This is a genomic window from Polaribacter sp. (assembly GCF_036480315.1).
Taxonomy (GTDB): Bacteria; Bacteroidota; Bacteroidia; order Flavobacteriales; family Flavobacteriaceae; genus Polaribacter.
The window spans coordinates 16,775-37,905 of record NZ_JAZGGG010000011.1; the positions used below are offsets into that span (position 1 = coordinate 16,775).

A 21,131-nucleotide genomic window follows, 5' to 3' on the forward strand; every position below is an offset into this window, starting at 1 on the left:
TTAAACTCGTCCAGTTTTAAAATGATAGATCGTCCGGTTTTTACACTTTTTAAACAATTGATTACTTTCGATAAATCGATTGAACAACCTGTTTATATACAAGTTTCGCAACAAATTATAAATGCAATTCAGCGAAAAGATATTGCTGAAGGCACAAAATTACCAGGAACACGTATTTTAAGTAAGTTATTGCAAGTTCATAGAAATACAGCAGTTGCAATTTATAATGAACTAGCTTCACAAGGTTGGGTAGAAATAGTACCCAACAAAGGTACTTTTGTATTAGACCCAAAACAAAAATTATCAAAAATAAAAGCAGTTTTACAAGAAAAAAATGAAGCATATTCGTATGCAAAAAAGACAGGATTTCCTTTTCAAAACTCATTTCATTTAGCATCTACAGTACAATTAACCAATGCAAAATATACTATTAATGATGGAAAACCAGATTTACGTTTACACCCTGTAAATGAATTTACAAAATGGTATAGTTCTGCCATGAAACGAAAAACTTTGATTAAAAAATGGAACAGACCCAATGAAACTTCTCATTCTTTATTTCAGACTCAATTGTGCAATTATTTAAACGCGACAAGAAGTTTTCACATTAATCCAAAAAACTTAATTAGTACACGAAGTACAGAAATGAGTTTATACATTGTTTCTCAATTATTACTTCAAAAAGATGATATAGTTTTAGTAGGAAATTTGAGTAATTACGCAGCAAATATGATTTTTCAGCAAATTGGTGCAAATATTAAAACAATCCCTGTAGATAAAAATGGTTTAGATATAAATTACATAGAAAAACACTTTGTAAAAGGTAAAATTAGATGTGTTTATGTTTGTGCTCATAGAGATTATCCAACAACGGTAACTTTAAGTGCGAAACGCAGAGTAGAATTGGTACACTTAGCAAAAGAATATGAATTTGCCATTATTGAAGATGATTACGATTACGATTTTCAGTTTGATAGTTCTGCAAGTTTTCCAATGGCAAGTGCAGATACAAGTGGAATGATTATTTATTTAGGGAAGTTGGGGCAATCTTTATTTCCTAGTTTTCAAACAGGTTTTGTAATCGCACCAGAAAATTTAATTGCTGAAGCCAAAAACTACTTGTATTTGTTAGACGAACAAGGAGATTTAATTCAAGAACAAATGCTGTCGGAATTAATTAATGAGGGTGAAATTTATCGTTTAATGAAAAAAAATATTGTTACATATAAACAAAGACGAGATTGTTTATCTAGTTTGTTAACACAATATTTTTCTACTATTTCAACATGGGAAATACCATCTGGTGGATTGGCAATTTGGTTGCAGTTTAAATCGAATATATCATTAGTAAAACTTGCAGAAGCAGCCAAAAAAAATGATTTATTTCTACCAAAAACAGTTTTGTATCAAGATAAAAATACGTGTGCTATTCGTTTTGGTTTTGGGCATTTAAATATTGAAGAAATGGAAATTGTAATTATTAAATTAAGAAGTGCTTATAATAAAGTCTCTTGAAAAGTTTTTTGAAGGTTAGTTTTTTTTAAGCAATTAATAATACAATCCGTTTTTTATTATGCTCTCTGCGGCCTCTTTTTCATGTTTAACTAAAGCATTGTATTCTTCTGTTTTAAAATTAGTTTTCACTCCAATAAACTTCATTTTATAGTTTTTTAAAATCTCCTTAAAAATTAATTTTACTCTTACTAAATGATAATCAGAAGAAATTATTGTTAGATGTATATTTTCAAATGTTGAGACAATATTTTTTATTTTTACAGCATCATCAACCGTATTTTTTGATAAAGCTAGTTCTAAAAACCGATCTTCTGGGATTCCTTTTTCAATCAAATAATTTTTGGTGTAAAAAGCATGTGGTCTACTAGAAGTATTAAAATGTGCACCCCAACTTCCCGTGCACAAAATTAGCATCTCTTTTTTATAAATTGTTAAACAAAAATTTAATCTTTCTTTTGCAATGACACCTAATTCTCCTGTTGCTGAATTTGGGGATCCTAAAACAATTAAAATTTCTTTACTCATAAACAGCTTTTAATTTTGAACAAAAATATAATTCAACTCCACTAATTTACAAATTATTTGATAAATCCATCAGCATAAAAATTGGTAAATTTCTATATCTTTACTATTATGTTTGCACTCATAGATTGTAATAACTTTTATGCTTCTTGTGAGCGAGTTTTTAACCCGAACTTGCAAAGAAAACCAGTTGCTATTTTAAGCAATAATGATGGTTGTGTTATTTCTATGAGCGATGAAGCCAAGAAATTACAACTCCCTTTTGGTGCGCCAATTTTTAAGTGGCATTCATTTTGTAAAGCGAATAATATTACCGTTTTGTCATCAAACTATCCTTTGTATGGAGATATGAGCACACGCGTTATGAATATTTTGGCAGACTTTTCACCAGACGTAGAAGTCTACTCTATAGATGAATCTTTTTTAGAATTAAAAGGATTTGAAAACTATAATTTAGAGGAATATGCTACAAAAATGAGAAGTCGAATTTTAAAATGGACAGGTATACCAACTTGTGTGGGAATTGCACCTACAAAATCGCTCACTAAAGTTGCCAATAAAATTGCACGTTCTAATTTAAAACAGTCCAAAGGAATTTGCATAATCGATTCTGAAGAAAAAAGAATTAAAGCATTAAAGTGGACAAAAATTGGAAATGTTTGGGGAATTGGAAGTCGTTTAAAAAAACGATTACAAGCTAAAGGTTGTGTAACTGCATATGATTTTACACAACTACCAAGTGATTGGATTTTAAAAGAGTTTTCTATTGTAGCATGGCGATTACAAAAAGATTTACAAGGCATTTCTAAAATTCCGTTAGAAGAAGTTTCATCAAAAAAGATGATTGCTACAACCAGAAGTTTCGAATACACGTATTCTGATATAGATAACATAAAAGAACGAATTTCTACTTTTGCAGCAAGTTGTGCAGAAAAACTACGGAACCAAGAATCGAGTTGTCATATGTTAATTGTGCAACTTTCTAGTGACAGACATAAAAAAGAATTACAACAACATAGAGAAAGTAAAACGGTTGTTTTTTCTTATCCAACAGACTCTACTTTAACCATTTCTAATGCTGCTGTAGAAGCTGTTAAAGCTATTTTTAAATCGGGCGTTAAATACAAAAGAGCGGGCGTAATTGTTACAGGTTTGGTGCCAAATGATAATTTTCAACTGAATTTATTCACACACGAAAACCCAAAACACAAACCTTTAATGTCTGTCATTGATAAATTAAACCGTAAATTTAAAGCAGACAAAATTAAATTAGGTAATCAAGATTTAAAACGCACTTGGAAAATGAAACAAGAACGTTTATCTCCTAAATTTACAACCAATATTAATGATATTTTAATCGTTAAATAAAATACAGATAAATTTAAAGAAAAGTTATAATTTGCATTCTAATGGAAACTTCTAAAACACTTACTTTTTTTACACCAAAAGCATCATCAGGAAACGGTGCTGTATTTGTTGATGTCGGAATTTCTGCGGGATTTCCTTCACCTGCAGATGATTTTAGAGAAACTAGAATTTCTTTAGATGATGAACTTATTCAAAATAAAGATGCTACTTTTTTTGCAAAAGTAAAAGGGCAATCTATGATTGATGCTGGTTTAGACGACAACGATTTACTAGTAATAGATAGAAGTTTAGAACCTGCAAACAACAAAATTGCAGTTTGCTTTTTAGACGGAGAATTCACCGTAAAAAGACTTCGCGTAGAAAAAAATGAAGTTTGGTTACAACCAGAAAACCCTAATTATCCTATTATAAACATCACCGAAGAAAATGATTTTATGATTTGGGGCATTGTAACAAGCGTTATTAAAAAAGTATAAAAATTAATATTTTACAGAAAAAGTTCAGTTTAAAAAATAAAAGCTATGGAAAACACATTTGAAAATAAAACGTTATTAATAGAATCTACGGATCAAGTACGAGTAGAATTTTACAAAAAAACATATGCACACGTTGGTGGCGGAGTTTTACTATTTATGCTGTTTGAATATTTATTATTACAAAGCGATACCATTGTAAACTTTATGATGTCTATGACACAAGGTTGGCGTTGGTTAGTAATGTTGGGTGGTTTTATGTTGGCTACTAATTATGCCGAAAGTACTATTTTAAAAACTTCTGATAAAAATATACAATACATGGCGTATGCATTATATGTTTTTGCGCAAGCAATTATTTTTGTTCCGCTTTTATACATTGCAATTTACTATACAGAAAGTGCAGATTTAGTACAACAAGCGGCAATTGTAACCTTGGCTTTATTTGTTGGAATTTCTGCAGTCGTTTTTGTGACTAAAAAGGATTTTTCATTCCTAAAAACAGGTTTAACAATTGGCTTTTTTATTGCAATAGGTTTAATTGTTGCTGGTTCTTTATTCGGATTTAATTTAGGTTTATGGTTTTCTGTGGCTATGTGTTTATTGGCAGGTGGTTCTATATTATATCAAACTTCTAACTTGGTAAATAAATACGGAACAGAAGATTATATACCTGCTTCTTTAGGCTTATTTGCTTCTTTAATGTTGCTTTTTTGGTATGTTTTATCAATATTTATGTCTAGAGATTAAGATTAATTTCATATAAGTTTAAAAGGAAATCAGTGCTTTTAGTGCTGATTTTTTTGTTCAAAAAAAAAATATTATCAATAAATAATATTTTATTATTGTTTATCAATAATTTTTATATATTTGCAGTATCAAAAAAATAAAATGAAAACAAAACAAATGTTAAAAATAATGCATATTCTTTCTTGGATTGTCTTTATAGGCTTATGCATAAAAACAGGTGCAATTTTAATTTCTTATTTTGTAAGTATTGGCAATCCTGAAGCTGCAAGTAACTTATATGCAGGTTTAGATTTATCTGAATATTACAAACATAGCTTTAGACAGTATACTTTTATTGTGAGTTACAAAATAGGGTTATTTGCAACAGAAGCTTACATTGCTTTTTTGGTTACTAAATTATTAAGTGGACTAAATTTAGAAAAACCATTCAACAGTAATGTCCAAAAATTAATGCAACAAATTAGTTATAGTATTTTTTATTTATGGATTATAGCTATGGTGCATAACACACAAGTTCAATTTATTGGGAAAAGGCATCATTATGCTATGGATTTATTTTCAAGTGATTTTATATTTCTTGCAGGTGTCATTTTCATTTTTGCTCAAATTGTAAAACGTGGAATTCAAATGCAATCTGAAAATGATTTAACAATATAATATGGCAATCACCGTAAATTTAGATATAATGCTTGCCAAACGCAAAATGCGAAGCAAAGAATTGGCTGAAATTATAGGTATTACTACTGCCAACTTATCCATCTTAAAATCGGGTAAAGCTAAAGCTGTTCGTTTTTCTACTCTAGAAGCTATTTGTAAAGCTTTAGATTGTCAGCCAGCAGATATTTTAGAATATACAGAAGATTAATTCAAATTTCGTTTTTCAACAAAAAAACGTTTTAAAATTTGAGAACACTCATTTTCTAAAATTCCGCCAACAACTTTTGTTTTTGGATGTAATGTAGTTTTTAAATTGACAAAACCTCTTTCTGGTTCTAAAGCGCCATAAACTATTTTACCAATTTGTGCCCAGTAACTTGCACCTGCACACATTTGGCAAGGTTCTAAAGTAACATACAATGTACAGTCTTTTAAATATTTTCCTCCTAAAAAATCTGCAGCAGATGTAAAAGCTTGCATTTCTGCATGTGCAGTTACGTCTGTTAAGGTTTCCGTTAAATTATGCGCTCTTGCAATTATTTTATCTTTTAAAACAATAATAGCACCTACAGGAATTTCACCTTTCGAAAAAGCATTTTCTGCTTCTTGAAAAGCTTTTTTCATAAAATAAATATCATCAAAAGGTTGAATCATGTTTTTAGGAATATAAAAATCAATATTACAAAAAGTTAAATTGTATTTTTGCTTTCTGATGAAAAATCTGTTAGACAACATATCAAATCCAGATGATTTAAGGAAATTAAATCCAGACCAATTACCGCAATTGACAAAAGAATTGCGCGATTTTATTATTGACATTGTTGCTACAAAAGAAGGTCATTTAGGTGCTAGTTTAGGTGTTGTAGAACTTACTATTGCATTGCACTATTTATTTGACACACCAAATGATTTATTGGTTTGGGATGTTGGACATCAAGCATACGGACATAAAATTTTAACTGGAAGAAAAGACGTTTTTCATACCAACAGACAATTTAACGGAATTGCAGGTTTTCCTTCTAGAAAAGAAAGCGAATTTGATGCTTTTGGTGTTGGACATTCATCCACTTCTATTTCTGCAGCTTTAGGAATGGCAATTGCCAGTAACTTAAAAGGAGAAACAGAAAAACAACATATTACCGTTATTGGAGATGCTTCTATAGCAAGCGGAATGGCTTTTGAAGCATTAAACCATGCAGGCGTTTCTAACGCGAATTTGCTCATCATTTTAAATGACAATGCAATTGGCATAGACCCTGCAGTTGGTGCTTTAAAAGAGTATTTAACAAAGGTTAAAACAGATAGAAGGTTAGCTGCACAGAATAATATTATAAAAGCATTAAACTTTGATTACTCTGGTCCTATTGATGGCCATAATTTACCCAAAATTTTATCAGAATTAGAACGTTTAAAATCGGTTAAAGGACCAAAGTTTTTACACGTAATTACAACAAAAGGGAAAGGTTTACAACAAGCTGAAGAAGATCAAGTAACGTATCATGCTCCAGGGAAATTTGATAAAATATCTGGAGAACGTATCAAAAAAGAAGCAAATTTATATACTAAATATCAAGATGTTTTTGGAAAAACAATTGTAGAATTAGCAGAGGAAAATGAAAATATTGTAGGTATTACACCTGCAATGTTAACAGGAAGTTCGCTAAAACTTATGTTAGAAAAATTCCCGAAAAGAACTTTTGATGTTGGGATTGCAGAACAACACGCAGTTACTTTAGCAGCAGGAATGGCAACGCAAGGTTTAATTCCGTTTTGTAATATTTATTCAACTTTTTTACAGCGTGCTTATGATCAAGTAATACACGATGTTGCACTTCAAAATTTACCTGTTATTTTCTGTTTGGACAGAGCCGGTTTGGTTGGCGAAGATGGAGCAACTCATCATGGTGTTTTTGATTTGGCATATTTACGATGTATTCCTAACCTAATTATTTTCGCACCCAGCAACGAAATTGAATTGCGTAACATCTTATATACAGCACAATTAGGATTAAAGAATCCGATTGCAATTCGGTATCCTAGAGGAACAGGAACAATTATAGATTGGCAACAACCTTTTAAAAAAATAGAAATAGGAAAAGGAATTCAACTGAAAAAAGGAACTAAAACTGCTATATTATCTATTGGCACAATTGCTAAAAATGTTGAAGATGCAATTCATCTATCAGAAAATGAAATTTCTCATTATGATATGCGTTTTGTAAAACCTTTGGATGAAAAATTATTGCATCAAATATTTAAGAGGTACAAAACGGTAATCACTGTTGAAGATGGAACAATAAAAGGTGGTTTTGGTACTTCTATATTAGAGTTTGCATCCGAAAACAATTATCATAATAAAATAAAAGTCATAGGTATTCCTGATGAATTTATTGAACATGGAACCGTTTCTATGTTACAACACAAAATTGGGTTAGATGCTAAAAATTTAGCAAATCAATTTAATTTTTACTCATAAAAAAAGACGCCAATGGCGTCTTTTTTTATTTATTAAATCTAAATATACTATTCGATTACAATCTTTTTAGAAGCTTTATTTCCTTTTGCATCTACTAAATTTACAATGTAAATTCCTGCACCTGCATTTATTGAAACTGCTTGTCTTTCATTTGCATTAAAATCTAAATTAGAAGTATAGACTTGTCTACCAGAAATATCAAAAACAGTTACTTTCGTTTTTCCTAAATCATTTTTACCATACAACGTAAAGTTTCCATTAGAAACGGTTGGGTACACTGTAAATACATCGTTTCCTTTTAAAACATCAGAAACAGAAGCAACAGCAGCTGTAAAACTTCCAGAGAAAATACCTCTACCAAAAGTAGCTGCAAAAACAGTATTATCATCTCTTAAATCTAAATCCATCACTTTCACATTACTCATTCCGTTAAAAGACTGTAACCAATTTGGGCTTGCATCACTAAAGTTTGTAGTTCTCCAAACACCTAATTCTGTACCAATAATTACCTCTTCTGTTCTTAAAGGGTTTTGTAAAATTGCTTTTACAGGCATGTCTAATAAATTTCCTTCTTTTCCAGACCAAGTTGCACCTGCATCCGCAGAATACCAAATATTCTGAACACCATAATTATGCATGGTTACAAAAATTTCATTTTCTGTTGCACCAAATTCAATATCAGAAACCGTACCTACAAAACCAGGTCCAGTAATTTCTGACCATTGTACAAATACATTTGCGTTGTCTACTTTTAAAAGTTTTCCGTTCTTTAAACCTACTAATAATTTTGTAACATTGGTTGTATATGGAGAAACTTTCATTGCTGAAGGTTCTGCATCCATTAATGCATTTGTTAAGTCATTTCTTTGAACAGTACCTGCTTTAATATTAGAATACCTTCTAATAATATTAGTAGTAGCATTAGAGTAATTAGAGTATAATATATCTAAACTAGAATCTAACTCTTCTTGATTGATGAAGTCTCCGTTTCCTGTAGTTGGGTTTTCAGAATTTATACTTCTACTACCTCCGCCAGGGAAATATAAATTTATACTATTATTAAATACATAGTTTGCAATATAATAATCATCTGTACCATCTTGGTCAAAGAAACTATAAGCACCATCACCACCTTGAGTTTCAGAAGAACCGTCTACACCAGCATTTGAATTCAAAAACAACTGTGTTCCGTTATCTTGCGCACCTGCTAAAAAGTTATCTCCTGCAAGAGCTGTTGTTGGTGCTACACCTACCGTATAAAATTGTAAAGTATTGTATCCTTTGTTTCTTGCTTCAATAGTGGTACCTCCATCATTTGAAAAATATACACCTCCATCATTTGAAAAAACCATTCTTGTAGAAGATGCACCTGAAAAAGTCAAACCGTGTTGATCTGCATGTACTATTGATGAACCTCCACTAATTGTTGAATTCCATCTAGATATTTGAGAGTAGAAACCACCACCGTTTGGTGATTTAAATAAATCGATTCCTCCTAAATAAGTAACGTTATCATCATTAGGATCTAGTCTCACCAATAAATTATAAAAGGCTTGCCCTCTTGTAAAATCATTTGCAGGAATGCCGTTATCTACGTCATTTGGCAAAGCTACAGGGAAAATATTTCCAAAATTATCAGATGTTTTATAAAACCCAATTGGTGGATCTGTGTCAGCACTTGTTCTTAATTGTGCCAATACATAAATAGTTCCTGCATTTTGAGAAGACAAAGCTATTTCTGTTCTTAATCCATTTGGTACTGTATGTTTTAATGCAAAAGTAGTAGCATCTGCATTCGTAGATTGAAATATTGCGCCACCGCCTTCACCAAACACATCTTGTATTGTAGAAATATACACAGAATTATCTGCTGCAATTTTTATATTATTTGGTTCATATACAGTTCCTGCAGAATTTAATGGTAAATCTATTTTATTAAAACTAGTACCGTTTGTAGATTTATAAACACCATAATCATTTCTACCTAAAAGAGTTATCGTAGTTGCTGAACCATAAAGAGTTTCTGCTGCTGCAACATACACTTCAGAAGTTCCGCCGTTATTTCTAACAACAATATCATTTATATGTTGTACTCCGTTAGAAACGTTAAAACCAGAACCATTTCCTGTTGTATTAGATAAGGTAGCATTTACGGCTCCACTTGCTAAAGCTGCAATAATAGCGTCTCCATCTGTTTTAGAAACCATTAATGAAGGAATGGTAATTCCTGCATCTGTACCTGCTTGTCCTGCAGCATTACCTGCAACATTATTAACAATTATTACAGCAACTGCTCCTGCGGTTTGTGCATTATTTGCTTTGTCTACAAAAGGACAACCACCTCTTCTAATAACAGCAATATTTCCATTCATTTGAACAGAATTTGTTAACGCAGTACAACCATCTTCATTTGGTGCAGTGCCATCATCTCCTAAAACTAAATTACCAGTCATTGGTGTATTTAAATTTCCACCAAAAGCTGTTGATAAAACAGCAAGATAATCTCCTGCGATACCTGCAGGACTATTTACAGTAACGGTTGCATTTGCTTCAAAAACAGAAGCTCCATTAACACCACCAAAAACGTTAGTCCAAGTTTCACCACCATCAGTAGTTCTCCAAACTCCGTTTCCGTTTACATCTCCACCTGTATATGACTCTCCTGTACCTATATACCAAATCATAGAATTATTTGGATCAATAGCAATACTAGAAACAGATAAATTTTCTGGAATAGCTACTTGAGTCCAAGAAGCACTTGCATTAGAAATATTTGTATTTTTCCATAAACCTCCACTAACACCACCAGCATAAACTGTTTCTTGTGTAGCATCATTTGGATCGAAAATAACAGCCCTTGTTCTTCCACCAACATTATCTGGACCTCTTTCTACCCAAGCATTATCTGTGCCATCACCTGGTGTTCTTTGCAATGCTCTTTCAGAGTTTAATTGTTTTTGTATTTGTAATAATTCCGTTTTACTAGTTACCCCAGTTCTTGGATTCATTTCACTTAAATATTCTTGCTCAAAAAATGCATTTGGAGGTAAACCTTGTGCTTTTCTATCTTTTTTTGATAGTAACATCGTTTGATTATATGCATGATTATTTAAAAATTCTGCATGTTTTTTTCGAACTTTCTCTACCTCTGTTTCTTGTGTAGAAACGTTGTATAATAAAGCTATTCCCATAATAGCTAAAAGTGAAAATAGTAGTTTTTTCTTCATAATTATTGTGTTATTTTTAATAAAGTGACCAAATTTAGTTAATATTCTTTTTTTTATATAATATTTCCTGTTAATTTTTTGTGCATTCGTATTGCGTAACTATCTGACATTCTAGAAACATAACCACAAATTTGTAATATTCTTTCATACAAACTATCTGTTTCTATTTGATATTCTTGTGGTAATAGGTTTAAAACTAACGTATCGAAATTAGAGGAATTACCATCAAATTTATTGTTTAAAGCCGTTACAAAAACATCTAATAAGTCTGCTATAATTCTATAACCTGCAACTTCTTTTTCTACAACTTCTTTACTTTTATATATTTTTGCGATACTTATTTTAATGATGTCGTTAATTTGTGCTTCATACTTACATTTATCTAGTAAAGATTTTTCGAAAATTCCATTTAGAATAGCTTCTTCATTATTTAAAAATATATCTACAGCTTCATTTATTAAGACACCAATTGCCAATGCGCGTAAATAACTTATTCTATCAGTTTTATGTTTTAATGAATGATATTTTTTAATATCAATAGTATCCTTCACCAATTTAATCATGTATTCTAAAGCGAATTCTTCACCAATTAAACCAAGGTTTATTCCGTCTTCAAAATCGATTATTGTGTAACAAATATCATCTGCTGCTTCTACTAAATACGCTAAAGGATGTCTGTAAAAAGAAATAGCAGAAGTAGATTTCTGCAACATTCCTAAATCTTTTACAACATCTAAAAAGGCTGTTTTTTCTGATTGAAAAAAACCATATTTTTTATCTACAATATGATTTGTAGGTTTTTTAGGAAGACTCTCTTTTGGGTATTTTAAAAAAGCACCTAAAGTAGCATAACTCAATCTTAATCCGCCAGAAATGCCTTCTCTAGATTCTGTAAGAGTTTTGAATCCGTTTGCATTTCCTTCAAAATCTATAAGATCTTGATATTCTTTTTCTGTAAGTTGATCTTTATATTTTGCGCCGTTTCCTGTTTTAAAATATTCACCAATTGCTTTTTCTCCAGAATGTCCAAAAGGCGGATTTCCAATATCGTGCATTACAGAAGCTGCTGCTGTAATTGCGCCAAAATCGTTAAAAGTATATCCTAATTCTGCTAAATTTGGATGACGTTCTAACAACACTTTACCAACTCTTCTACCCAACGTTCTACCAACTACAGACACCTCTAAACTGTGTGTTAGGCGTGTGTGTACAAAATCGGTTTCCGATAACGGAATTACTTGTGTTTTGTCTTGTAAGCTTCTAAATGCTGATGAAAATATTATTCTATCAAAATCTACATCGAAACCCAAACGAGTTTCATCTTGTGCTATTCTTTCGCGTTTTTGTGTGTCGCCAAAGCGTTTTAAAGAAAGGAGTTGTTCCCAGTTCATCATAATTGTAAAATATTGTCGAAAATACAAAAAAAGAGAAACATTTCTGCCTCTCTTTTTTATCAAGTTTTATTTTAATAGATTCTGAAACAAATTCAGAATGACAAATGAATTACCCTTCGCAAGAAGCACATTCTTTCTTTTGCTTAAATTTCTGTGCAGCATTCATACTGTGTTGGTAATACATAGATTTTACACCTAGTTTCCAAGCATTAATATAAACTGCATTTACATCTTTAATTGGCATATCTGGATGTACCATAATATTAATAGACTGACCTTGATCGATGTGATTTTGTCTATTTGCTGCTTGATATACAATTACGTTCTGATCTATTTCTGAATACGTTTTAAATACGTCTTTTTCTGATTCAGATAAAATACTTAAATGTTGTACAGAACCATCATTATCTCTAATATTTTTCCAAATATCAGAAGTATTTTGACCTTTTTCTTCTAATAACTTTTCTAAAATTGGATTCTTAATTGTTGTCTTTATTTTTGCAATATCTTTTACATAAATATTAGACCAGATTGGCTCAATACCTTGCGATACTTGTCCTAAAATAAAAGCAGACGATGTTGTTGGTGCAACTGCATTTAACGTTGTATTACGTCTTCCATATCCTTTTAAGACAGCTGGTTCTCCATACATTTTTGCCATCTCTTCAGATGCTTTGTATGATTTTTCTTTAATTACTTTAAAAATTTCACTGTTTAAAGAATATGCTTCTGCGCTATCAAATCCAAGCATTTTAGATTGTAATAAAGAATGCCATCCTAAAGCTCCTAAACCTAATGCTCTGTTTTCTTTTGCAAATTTATAGGCTTTTTCCATAAAACGAAACGTAAACTGATCGTCTCTATCTGATGAATCTTTATATACTTCTAATTTATTGATAAACTCTTGCATTACTGCATCTAAAAAGAATGCTAATGTTTCTACCGCATCTGTATCTTTCCATTTGTCATAATGCACTAAATTGATTGATGATAAACAACAAACAAAAGACCAATCTTCATTAGAAGGTAACATTATTTCTGTACATAAGTTACTTGCATAAATTTCGTGGCCTTTGTCTTTATAAACATCTACCGTTCCGTTATTTGCATTGTCTCTAAAAAGGATATATGGATACCCAATTTCCCCTCTTCGTTGTAATACTTTTGCCCAAAGACTTCTCTTTTCTACATCACCATCAATCATTTCTTGCATCCACTCATCACTTACAGTAACGCCGTGTGTTAATTCTTGAATTGGATTACCTTCTGTACCTATTTCTAAAAATTCTTTAATATCTTGATGGTCTATAGGTAAATAAGGAGAAAAACGACCTCTTCTTACTGAACCTTGACTTACAACATCAACCATTTTTTCAAACAATTGCATAATGTGAACTGAACCAGATGATGAACCATTGTTTTTAACATCTGCTCCTCTTTGACGTAATTTACCGAAGTAACCTGACGTACCTCCACCTAATTTAGACATCATACCAACTTCTGATTGTGAGTATAAAATATCTCCCATATCATCTGCCACGTGCGAACCAAAACAACTAATAGGCAAACCTCTTTTCTTCCCAAAGTTAGACCAAACTGGCGATGCTAAAGAGAAATATCCCGCGGCCATATATTTGTAAAACTTATCAGAAAAACCATCAATTTTTAAAATACTTTCCGCATTGTCTGCAATTTCACGTATTCTTTCTTCTGGAGTTGTATCTCCTGTTAAATAACCAGATTCTAAAAATTTACGACTGTTATCAGTTAGCCATTCAATTTCAGGTTCGTTTTTATCTTTAAGCATTTTTTCTCTAGCAATATTTCTTGCTTGAATTAGTTTTTCGTGCTCTGTAGTTTCAGTTGTTGTGGTACTCTGTAAGTCGTTTAGGTTCATAATTTAAAATAAGTCGTCGCTGGTTATACTTTTTGTTCTTTTGCTATAGTTGATAGATCTTTTTACGAAGAAATCACCGTGTTTGGTTCCAATAATTTCGTCGTCAAACCAATCTGTTTCTGATAATAATGTTTGGTTTACTTCAAATACTTTTGAGATACCTATACTTTCTAAAGAGTTGTTAAATCTATTTTTAATAAATTCTTTTATTACATTTTTAGGTAGAAAATCTAATTCTCCATCTTCAAAAATCCAATCAATTAGTTTGCTTTCAGATTCGAAAGCTTCTTTACAGGTTTCTTGCACCAATAAACTATGATTTTCGTCAAACCATTCTGGGTTTTCTTCTTTTATAATTTTAATAAGGTCTATACCAAAATCTCCGTGAATTTGCTCTTCTTTAGAAGTAGCTTCTACCACATTAGAAATTCCTTTTAATACATTTTTATGCTTATTAAAAGCCATTATAATAAGGAATTGAGAAAATAAAGATACATGCTCTATAAATAGAGAAAATAAAATTATAGATTCTGAAAATTCTTTATTGTCTTCACTATTTACGTTTTTTAATGCGTTTTCTAGGTAATTAACACGTCGCATTATTACAGGTTTTTTCTTTAAGTTTTTAAACTCATTATTTAACCCTAAAACTTCTAATAAGTGAGAATATGCATCATGGTGTCTTACTTCACTTTCTGCAAAAGTAGAACCTACAGAACCAATTTCTGGTTTTGGCATTTTTTTATAAATGTCTCCCCAAAAAGATTTAACAGCAACTTCTATTTGTGAAATTGCTAACATGGTATTTTTAATAGCATTTTTTTCTACAGGCGAAAGTGTTGATTTAAAATCTTGTATATCACTTGTGTAATTAAATTCTGTATGAATCCAATAAGAGTGTCTAATTGCATCTACATATTCATTTAAAGCAGGATAATCGTAAGGCTTTAAGTTTAATCTCTTTTCAAAAATATTTTGCTTTCTATTTCTAGCTTGTTCATCTCTAAATAGTATATAAGCTTTAGCAACATCTCTAAATGTGCTATCCATTAATTTATCTTCTACAATGTCTTGTATTTGTTCTACTGTAGGCGTGTAGTTTGGTTCTTTTAACTTTCTTTCTAATAAAGTACCAATTACAATTTTAGAAATTGCTACTGCATCTTCCCTTGTTCCGTTATTCACAGAATTCATAGCATTTTCAATAGCTTTTGTAATTTTATCTAGCTCAAAAAGACTAGTTTCAGAGTCTCTTTTTATAATTTGTGTAATTTTCACAGTAAATTGGTGTTATTTGAAAGTTAATTTATCGAGAGGAACGACTCCTACAAAGATTGCTTTTTTTGTTCCAAAATGAAAGCCATAGTTATTCACAAAACCCTTGAAGTTTTTAACAAAATTTTAAATATTACGAATATCACAAAAAAATAACCTTTTTATAATTATCTGACAAACAGGTGTTTAAAACGTTAAAATTACTTAAGTTACTGCTACTGTTGACATTCTTAAAAAGAGTTTTTTAAGTCCAAAAAAAATATTTTTATTAAAGTAGCTATTCATTTTTTTAAAAATCATTCGCCTGCAAAAACTTCAAAAAAAAGATGAAAAAGAAAAAACTTGTTAGAACTCAAAAGATATAAGCATATCTTTGCACATATTAACATTTATTATATATCAAAGTGAAAAACGGTACAGTAAAATTTTTTAACGAGTCTAAAGGATTTGGATTTGTTGTTGAAGATGATTCAAAAGATGAATATTTCGTTCATGTTTCAGGATTAATTGATGAAATCAGAGAAGGTGATGCAGTAGAATTTGATTTAAAAGAAGGTAGAAAAGGTTTAAATGCAGTAGACGTTAGAGTAATCTAATTTTATTTTTAAATTCTTTAAAAAGAAACTAGTTGCTTAAAATATTTTAAGCGACTTTTTTTTGCCTTATTTTTGCATAAATTATCCTTCAATGAAAAATAGGTTCCCAAAAATTGTACAAATTTCCCTAATTTCTATCTATTTAATTTTTTTAGCAGGTTCTGTTGTTAGAATGACCGGCTCTGGAATGGGTTGCCCAGATTGGCCAAAATGTTTTGGCTATTTAATTCCACCAACTTCAGAAGAACAAATAACTTGGAAACCAAATGCCGAATTTAAAAAAGGATTCATTATTATTAAAGATGAAGTTTTATTTGTTGCTGAAAAAAACATAAAAACTACTGCTAGTTTCAATAGAACTAATTGGACAAACTATACAAAACACGATTATGCAAAATTTAACAAATACCACACTTGGACCGAATATATAAATAGATTGACTTCCGTTTTGGCAGGTTTTGTATTTCTCTTTTTAATATATGGAGCTACAAAATATTGGAAAACTGATAGGCGAATTCCGTATTTAGCTTACGCAGCTTTCTTTTTATTATTGGTTGAAGGCGCTATAGGGAAAATGGTTGTAGACACAAATTTAAAACCAGGAGTGATTACTATACACATGGTTCTTGGTCTAGTAATTATTGCCCTATTATTAAAATTAAAGTTTATTGTTTCTGATAACAAAAAGAAATATAATTACAATTCTATTTTCAATAAATTACTTATTGTTTCTGTAGTTTTCTCATTGATACAAATTGCTATGGGAACACAAGTAAGACAGTTTATAGACGAGCAAGTAAAATTATTTGGCTTTGAAAACAAAGACTACAGTTTAATGAACCCTAGTTTTAAGTTCTACTTTCACAGATCTTTTACCATTGCAATTGTATTGGTGAATTTAGGATTATTTTACCTAAATCAGATTAAAAATTTAGGCTATAAATTGGTCAATTGGATTGTTTTCTTAATTTTTTTAGAAACGATTACTGGAATATTAATGTATTATGCAGCGTTTCCTTTAGGAACACAAGCCACCCATTTACTAGTTGGCGCGGTTTTATTTGGATTGCAGTTTTATTTGTGGTTACAAAGTCGTAAAACAGTTATCAATTAGCAATTAACAGTTATAAATGAAAATTGATTATTGAATTTATGGATGTGCATTTACCCAAACTTCTCCATCAGAAAAATATTCTTTTTTCCAGATAGGAACCGTTTCTTTAAGCGTATTAATTGCAAATTCACAAGCTTCAAAAGCTGCTTTTCTATGTTTAGAAGAGGCGGTGATAATTACAGGAATTTCACCAATTTGCAGCATTCCTTCTGCATGATGAATGGCAATTTTTACAATATCAAACCTCTCTAAAGCCAAATCTGCAATTTTCTGCATTTCCTTAATTGCCATTGGTTTGTAGGTAGAAAAATCGAGTTGTTTTACTTCTTTTCCTTTAGTATCATTTCTTACAGTACCAATAAATGCAGAAATTCCGCCACAAGAATCATCTTCTACAAAAGTGTAACATTTATTTAAGTCTAATTTTTCGGAAGTTATTTTTATAGAAGTTCTTTGCATTGTTCAACAAAAATAGCAATTCAAAATGTATCTTTGTTAACTAATTTTCAATACTTCAGAATAATGAAAAATATTTTTAGAATTATTAGCTTTTTAGAAGGAATTTCTTACCTATTATTACTTTTTATTGCAACACCAATCAAATATTTACAAGGTGATGCTTCTTATGTAAAAATGTTAGGAATGCCTCATGGAATTCTATTTATGCTATATGTTGTTTTGGCTATTGTTATTAAAAAAGAAATGAATTGGGATAATAAAACTTTGGGAATTGTTTTAATTGCATCTGTAATTCCTTTTGGAACTTTTTATATTGATAAGAAATATTTACAGAAATAAATTCTTGTAACACAGATTCTCACAAAGAAAATCAAAGAGTTTAAAAAAAAGGATAACACAAGAGTATTTCTTCCTTTCTTGAAGATTAAGATGGCTTTTTCCTAACCTCCACTAACAGGCGGAATTACAGCAACAACATCACTTTCTTTTAACAGTAAATCATCGTTTGCGTATTCTTCATTTACTGCAATTGCATACGAATTTATGTTTTCTAACTTTGGATATTCTTTCTTTAAAACATTTTTAAAATCGGCAATAGAAATTGATTTATCTATTATCATTTCTAATTGAGTATTACCAATTAAATCTGAAGTAATTCCGAAGAAAAGTGTAGTTATTTTCATACTTCAAAAATAATTAAAACAAACTTAATCTAAACAATAAACCATCGTTTTTAACGCCACCATAATTAGAACGTACATAATCTACACGTAGAAAACGCCATTTACCAAAACCAACATTATCTAAACCTACAGAATATTCAGTATAAGGTTTCTTATCTGCCATAAACAAGGTCTTTGCGCCACCTACTAGATGAAAATTTAACTTATTTATTAAAGGAATCTTACCTAAAACTGCACCTTTAAAATTATGTTCTACATGTGTTTCTGCGTATTTATCATTGGTATAAAACTTATAATACTCCAACAAACCAAAGCTACTCAATCTATTCCCTAAAGGAAATGAAAGCTGATTTCCATTCGCTTGTAACTTATCCATAAAAGCAATATTTTTCTTTTTTAAGAAAGCACCTCCTCTAATATTATATTGAAATTGCCCATAATTACCCACATTTATATCTTGTGTTAGATTTGCAACAAATAAGTCTGAATTTAATTCGGAGTTTGAAGCGCCAAATTTTTTTGTATAACGCACACTTAATCTTGGATATTTATTATTCCCTTCATTCTCTTTACTATCTGGATACGTAGCATATTTCTGATCAAACACAAAAGTTGCTCCAACACTTAAAGTTGCAATTTTATGTTCATCAAAAGCAGCATTTAAAGGATTATTAAGTTTATAACCTCCGTTTTTATCTTGCGGAGCAAAAGAATAATCAGTTGTATTAAATAGCTGTTTTCTATTAGCATACTCTAAAGAAGAAGAGAAATAAATTCCGTTTTTCACTTCTTCAGAATAACGAATCTTTGCAGAACTTTTTTCGTAAATTTTTAAATAATTTAACCTATTCAACAAAGAACTAATCGTATTATTCAATTTTACAACAGGAGTTCTATCATTAAATTGAGGTGTTGTAATTCCTCCCGAAATAGACATTCTTGGCCTAGAAATATTATTCCATTTTTTGGTAAAAAAGAAAGTAGGCCTTAATCTTTTATCAGACAAACCGTAGTTTGCTTTTACACCTGCATTCCACCATTTTCCTTTCTTATTTTGTCTTTTAAAATATCTTACACCCAAAGAAGTGTTAAAACCTTGTACCGTATTAAAACTGAAATCAGATATTAATCCATTAAAACTTAAAGACCATTTTTCGTACGAATTTCTATATGTATAACCCATAATTGGCGATAACAAACCAAACTTATTTTGCTTTCTGTTTACAGAATCTAAATATTTTTTAGACTTACGCACCACTTTTATACTGTCTTTAATTTTATAGTCTGAAACTTCTTCTTTTGTAAGCGGAACTGGTCTTAACTTGTTCCAGAAAACAGTATCTTTTTTTGTTGCATTTTCTTCAAAAGACAAAACTTCATTTGTAAATGTATTTTCTTTAAAAGTTGGATTAAATTTATAATCTGAATAAGTGTAAGAAAATTTACCTCTAGGTTTAATGCCAAAAATAGAAATATCGAAGTTTAATGTTTGATTTACCAAAACCCAACCATCTATTTCTTCGGAATAATTAAACCCTTGTTTTAGTTTTAGAGAATTTACAAAAGGAAGGTTTATTTGAGCACCTGTTGTATTTATATCTGCGCCATACAAAGCCCATTCATCTTCTACAATATAAATAAACCCGTCAAAAACTCTATCTCCTTTTCGTTTTGGAATTATTTTTATTTTATTTATAAGTTTCCCATTTTTATCATAAAAAGTACCTACCAATTTATACCTGTAATAACTAAATGCGTTTGTAGAAATTGGTGAAATTAAATGGTTAAAAACTGCAATACTATTTTCATATAAATTAACATTAGAATCTTCTGCTCTGTTAAAACTGACTCCGTTGTCTTGTCCAGAAACTTTAGAGGCTACTATTTTTTCTTTAAATTTTTTTGGTTTTTTTTGAAATGAAATATTAGAAAAAGTTTCTGATAAATAAATAATTCCGCTTCTAGTAGAATCTAAACCTCCACCAAAATCTCCTGTAGTTTGTCCAAAAATTTTTTCTGGCGCATCTTTAATTTTAGTCAATCCTCTCGAATAAAATTTAGCAGTAAAATTAGCATATTTGTCTGTATTTTTATCTTTACTTTCAATTGTATTTCTAATAATTCTATTTGCAGGATTATCTTTTGTTGAGATAACAATTTCTTTCAATTGAATGTTTTCTTCTTCTAAAACAACATTTAATTTAAAAGGGAAAGAAGTAATATCTACCTCTTTTTTAAGCGTTGTATAACCTATAAACTGAAAAACTAAAGTATACTTTCCTTGTTTTTTTAGATTCAAAATGTAATCTCCATTATCATTTGAGGTAGTTCCTGTAACGGTTTTATTTAAGTATACACTTACAAAAGATAGCGGTTCTCCTTTTTTATCAGTAATATTTCCTTTTATCTGTGCATTCATAGAAAATGAAATAAAAAGCAATAAAGTAAAAGTAATTTTTTTCATGGGTTGATTTTGTTAAAGCCGCAAACATAAACTTTTTAACATATGTAAAAACTTAAAATTTGTTAAACAAGCTATAATTGTTTCTTAATTTTTAAGACGCAATAAAAATGTAAAAGGTTGTATTTTTATTAAAAATAAACCTGTTGTGCATTATAAAAAAGCTGTTCATTGATTAAGAGAATCGTATATTTAATTGAATTTCAAACATTTAAATAGATGAACAGCTTTAGAGCAAATTACGAGAAAATTTTAGAGGTATTA

Annotated in this window: 19 protein-coding genes; 10 read left to right on the forward strand and 9 right to left on the reverse strand. The window is 30.1% G+C overall.

Annotation, left to right across the window (positions count from 1 at the left end; genetic code table 11):
• Positions 1–21 precede the first annotated feature (21 nt).
• A complete protein-coding gene (locus V3V28_RS01995) occupies positions 22–1,515 on the forward strand; it encodes an aminotransferase-like domain-containing protein (RefSeq protein WP_331363344.1) in 1,494 nt (497 codons plus the stop codon).
• Positions 1,516–1,548: 33 nt separating this feature from the next.
• On the opposite strand, the gene V3V28_RS02000 is transcribed toward V3V28_RS01995, so the two are convergent.
• The gene (locus V3V28_RS02000; RefSeq protein WP_331363345.1) at positions 1,549–2,040 is read right to left on the reverse strand and encodes a YdcF family protein; all 492 of its coding nucleotides are present in this window, start codon (positions 2,038–2,040) and stop codon (positions 1,549–1,551) included.
• Positions 2,041–2,148: 108 nt separating this feature from the next.
• Between V3V28_RS02000 and V3V28_RS02005 the strand changes: the two genes are divergently transcribed.
• The 5 genes from V3V28_RS02005 (at position 2,149) to V3V28_RS02025 (ending at position 5,493) form a co-directional block, all read left to right on the forward strand.
• Positions 2,149–3,405 carry a Y-family DNA polymerase gene (locus V3V28_RS02005; protein ID WP_331363346.1) on the forward strand — a complete coding sequence of 419 codons (1,257 nt, stop codon included), beginning with the start codon at positions 2,149–2,151 and terminating at the stop codon, positions 3,403–3,405.
• A gap of 41 nt (positions 3,406–3,446) precedes the next feature.
• Positions 3,447–3,881 (forward strand): LexA family protein, encoded by a 435-nt coding sequence (locus V3V28_RS02010; protein ID WP_331363347.1) that lies wholly within the window; start codon positions 3,447–3,449, stop codon positions 3,879–3,881.
• Between the two features lie 45 nt (positions 3,882–3,926).
• Positions 3,927–4,628, forward strand: coding sequence for a Bax inhibitor-1/YccA family protein (locus tag V3V28_RS02015; protein ID WP_331363348.1), 702 nt, complete (start codon positions 3,927–3,929; stop codon positions 4,626–4,628).
• Between the two features lie 141 nt (positions 4,629–4,769).
• Positions 4,770–5,285 carry a DUF2975 domain-containing protein gene (locus tag V3V28_RS02020; protein ID WP_331363349.1) on the forward strand — a complete coding sequence of 172 codons (516 nt, stop codon included), beginning with the start codon at positions 4,770–4,772 and terminating at the stop codon, positions 5,283–5,285.
• A gap of 1 nt (position 5,286) precedes the next feature.
• On the forward strand, positions 5,287–5,493 hold the full coding sequence (locus V3V28_RS02025) for a helix-turn-helix domain-containing protein (protein WP_331363350.1): 207 nt from the start codon (positions 5,287–5,289) through the stop codon (positions 5,491–5,493).
• Here the strand turns inward: V3V28_RS02025 and V3V28_RS02030 are convergent.
• Positions 5,490–5,939: a nucleoside deaminase gene (locus V3V28_RS02030; protein WP_331363351.1), complete on the reverse strand. Its 450-nt coding sequence runs from the start codon at positions 5,937–5,939 to the stop codon at positions 5,490–5,492. The two genes, V3V28_RS02025 and V3V28_RS02030, sit on opposite strands and share 4 nt — an antisense overlap.
• 58 nt (positions 5,940–5,997) lie before the next feature.
• Between V3V28_RS02030 and dxs the strand changes: the two genes are divergently transcribed.
• Positions 5,998–7,761 carry a 1-deoxy-D-xylulose-5-phosphate synthase gene (dxs, locus tag V3V28_RS02035; protein ID WP_331363352.1) on the forward strand — a complete coding sequence of 588 codons (1,764 nt, stop codon included), beginning with the start codon at positions 5,998–6,000 and terminating at the stop codon, positions 7,759–7,761.
• Positions 7,762–7,808: 47 nt separating this feature from the next.
• On the opposite strand, the gene V3V28_RS02040 is transcribed toward dxs, so the two are convergent.
• From V3V28_RS02040 to V3V28_RS02055, 4 genes are all read right to left on the reverse strand, one after another.
• Positions 7,809–10,988, reverse strand: a complete 3,180-nt coding sequence (locus V3V28_RS02040) for a PA domain-containing protein (protein WP_331363353.1) — start codon at positions 10,986–10,988, stop codon at positions 7,809–7,811.
• Between the two features lie 53 nt (positions 10,989–11,041).
• Positions 11,042–12,379 carry a deoxyguanosinetriphosphate triphosphohydrolase gene (locus V3V28_RS02045; RefSeq protein ID WP_331363363.1) on the reverse strand — a complete coding sequence of 446 codons (1,338 nt, stop codon included), beginning with the start codon at positions 12,377–12,379 and terminating at the stop codon, positions 11,042–11,044.
• Between the two features lie 112 nt (positions 12,380–12,491).
• Positions 12,492–14,279 carry a ribonucleoside-diphosphate reductase subunit alpha gene (locus V3V28_RS02050; protein ID WP_331363354.1) on the reverse strand — a complete coding sequence of 596 codons (1,788 nt, stop codon included), beginning with the start codon at positions 14,277–14,279 and terminating at the stop codon, positions 12,492–12,494.
• Between the two features lie 3 nt (positions 14,280–14,282).
• Positions 14,283–15,557 (reverse strand): ribonucleotide-diphosphate reductase subunit beta, encoded by a 1,275-nt coding sequence (locus tag V3V28_RS02055; RefSeq protein ID WP_331363355.1) that lies wholly within the window; start codon positions 15,555–15,557, stop codon positions 14,283–14,285.
• Positions 15,558–15,958: 401 nt separating this feature from the next.
• On the opposite strand from V3V28_RS02055, the gene V3V28_RS02060 reads away from it, so the two are divergent.
• A complete protein-coding gene (locus tag V3V28_RS02060) occupies positions 15,959–16,150 on the forward strand; it encodes a cold-shock protein (protein WP_331363356.1) in 192 nt (63 codons plus the stop codon).
• A gap of 91 nt (positions 16,151–16,241) precedes the next feature.
• On the forward strand, positions 16,242–17,264 hold the full coding sequence (locus tag V3V28_RS02065; protein WP_331363357.1) for a COX15/CtaA family protein: 1,023 nt from the start codon (positions 16,242–16,244) through the stop codon (positions 17,262–17,264).
• A gap of 36 nt (positions 17,265–17,300) precedes the next feature.
• Here the strand turns inward: V3V28_RS02065 and V3V28_RS02070 are convergent, their stop codons facing one another.
• Complete coding sequence (locus V3V28_RS02070; RefSeq protein ID WP_331363358.1) at positions 17,301–17,723, reverse strand: molybdenum cofactor biosynthesis protein MoaE; 423 nt, start codon at positions 17,721–17,723, stop codon at positions 17,301–17,303.
• 63 nt (positions 17,724–17,786) lie between these two features.
• Here V3V28_RS02070 and V3V28_RS02075 point away from each other — a divergent pair, with 63 nt between their 5' ends.
• Positions 17,787–18,062 carry a DUF3817 domain-containing protein gene (locus tag V3V28_RS02075; protein WP_331363359.1) on the forward strand — a complete coding sequence of 92 codons (276 nt, stop codon included), beginning with the start codon at positions 17,787–17,789 and terminating at the stop codon, positions 18,060–18,062.
• 101 nt (positions 18,063–18,163) lie between these two features.
• On the opposite strand, the gene V3V28_RS02080 is transcribed toward V3V28_RS02075, so the two are convergent.
• Both V3V28_RS02080 and V3V28_RS02085 read right to left on the reverse strand, forming a co-directional pair.
• Entirely contained in the window at positions 18,164–18,406 is a 243-nt protein-coding gene (locus V3V28_RS02080; RefSeq protein WP_331363360.1) for a MoaD/ThiS family protein, read from the reverse strand.
• Between the two features lie 13 nt (positions 18,407–18,419).
• Complete coding sequence (locus V3V28_RS02085) at positions 18,420–20,870, reverse strand: DUF5686 and carboxypeptidase regulatory-like domain-containing protein (RefSeq protein WP_331363361.1); 2,451 nt, start codon at positions 20,868–20,870, stop codon at positions 18,420–18,422.
• Positions 20,871–21,131 lie beyond the last annotated feature (261 nt).

Excerpts from the sequence above, each read along its gene's own strand:
- V3V28_RS01995 (WP_331363344.1), top strand. The coding sequence starts at position 22 with ATGATAGATCGTCCGGTTTTTACACTTTTTAAACAATTGATTACTTTC.
- dxs (WP_331363352.1), top strand. The coding sequence starts at position 5,998 with ATGAAAAATCTGTTAGACAACATATCAAATCCAGATGATTTAAGGAAA.
- V3V28_RS02020 (WP_331363349.1), top strand. The coding sequence starts at position 4,770 with ATGAAAACAAAACAAATGTTAAAAATAATGCATATTCTTTCTTGGATT.
- V3V28_RS02025 (WP_331363350.1), top strand. The coding sequence starts at position 5,287 with ATGGCAATCACCGTAAATTTAGATATAATGCTTGCCAAACGCAAAATG.
- V3V28_RS02045 (WP_331363363.1), bottom strand. The coding sequence starts at position 12,379 with ATGAACTGGGAACAACTCCTTTCTTTAAAACGCTTTGGCGACACACAA.
- V3V28_RS02030 (WP_331363351.1), bottom strand. The coding sequence starts at position 5,939 with ATGATTCAACCTTTTGATGATATTTATTTTATGAAAAAAGCTTTTCAA.
- V3V28_RS02050 (WP_331363354.1), bottom strand. The coding sequence starts at position 14,279 with ATGAACCTAAACGACTTACAGAGTACCACAACAACTGAAACTACAGAG.
- V3V28_RS02000 (WP_331363345.1), bottom strand. The coding sequence starts at position 2,040 with ATGAGTAAAGAAATTTTAATTGTTTTAGGATCCCCAAATTCAGCAACA.
- V3V28_RS02015 (WP_331363348.1), top strand. The coding sequence starts at position 3,927 with ATGGAAAACACATTTGAAAATAAAACGTTATTAATAGAATCTACGGAT.
- V3V28_RS02085 (WP_331363361.1), bottom strand. The coding sequence starts at position 20,870 with ATGAAAAAAATTACTTTTACTTTATTGCTTTTTATTTCATTTTCTATG.
- V3V28_RS02075 (WP_331363359.1), top strand. The coding sequence starts at position 17,787 with ATGAAAAATATTTTTAGAATTATTAGCTTTTTAGAAGGAATTTCTTAC.
- V3V28_RS02005 (WP_331363346.1), top strand. The coding sequence starts at position 2,149 with ATGTTTGCACTCATAGATTGTAATAACTTTTATGCTTCTTGTGAGCGA.
- V3V28_RS02040 (WP_331363353.1), bottom strand. The coding sequence starts at position 10,988 with ATGAAGAAAAAACTACTATTTTCACTTTTAGCTATTATGGGAATAGCT.
- V3V28_RS02010 (WP_331363347.1), top strand. The coding sequence starts at position 3,447 with ATGGAAACTTCTAAAACACTTACTTTTTTTACACCAAAAGCATCATCA.
- V3V28_RS02080 (WP_331363360.1), bottom strand. The coding sequence starts at position 18,406 with ATGAAAATAACTACACTTTTCTTCGGAATTACTTCAGATTTAATTGGT.
- V3V28_RS02070 (WP_331363358.1), bottom strand. The coding sequence starts at position 17,723 with ATGCAAAGAACTTCTATAAAAATAACTTCCGAAAAATTAGACTTAAAT.
- V3V28_RS02065 (WP_331363357.1), top strand. The coding sequence starts at position 16,242 with ATGAAAAATAGGTTCCCAAAAATTGTACAAATTTCCCTAATTTCTATC.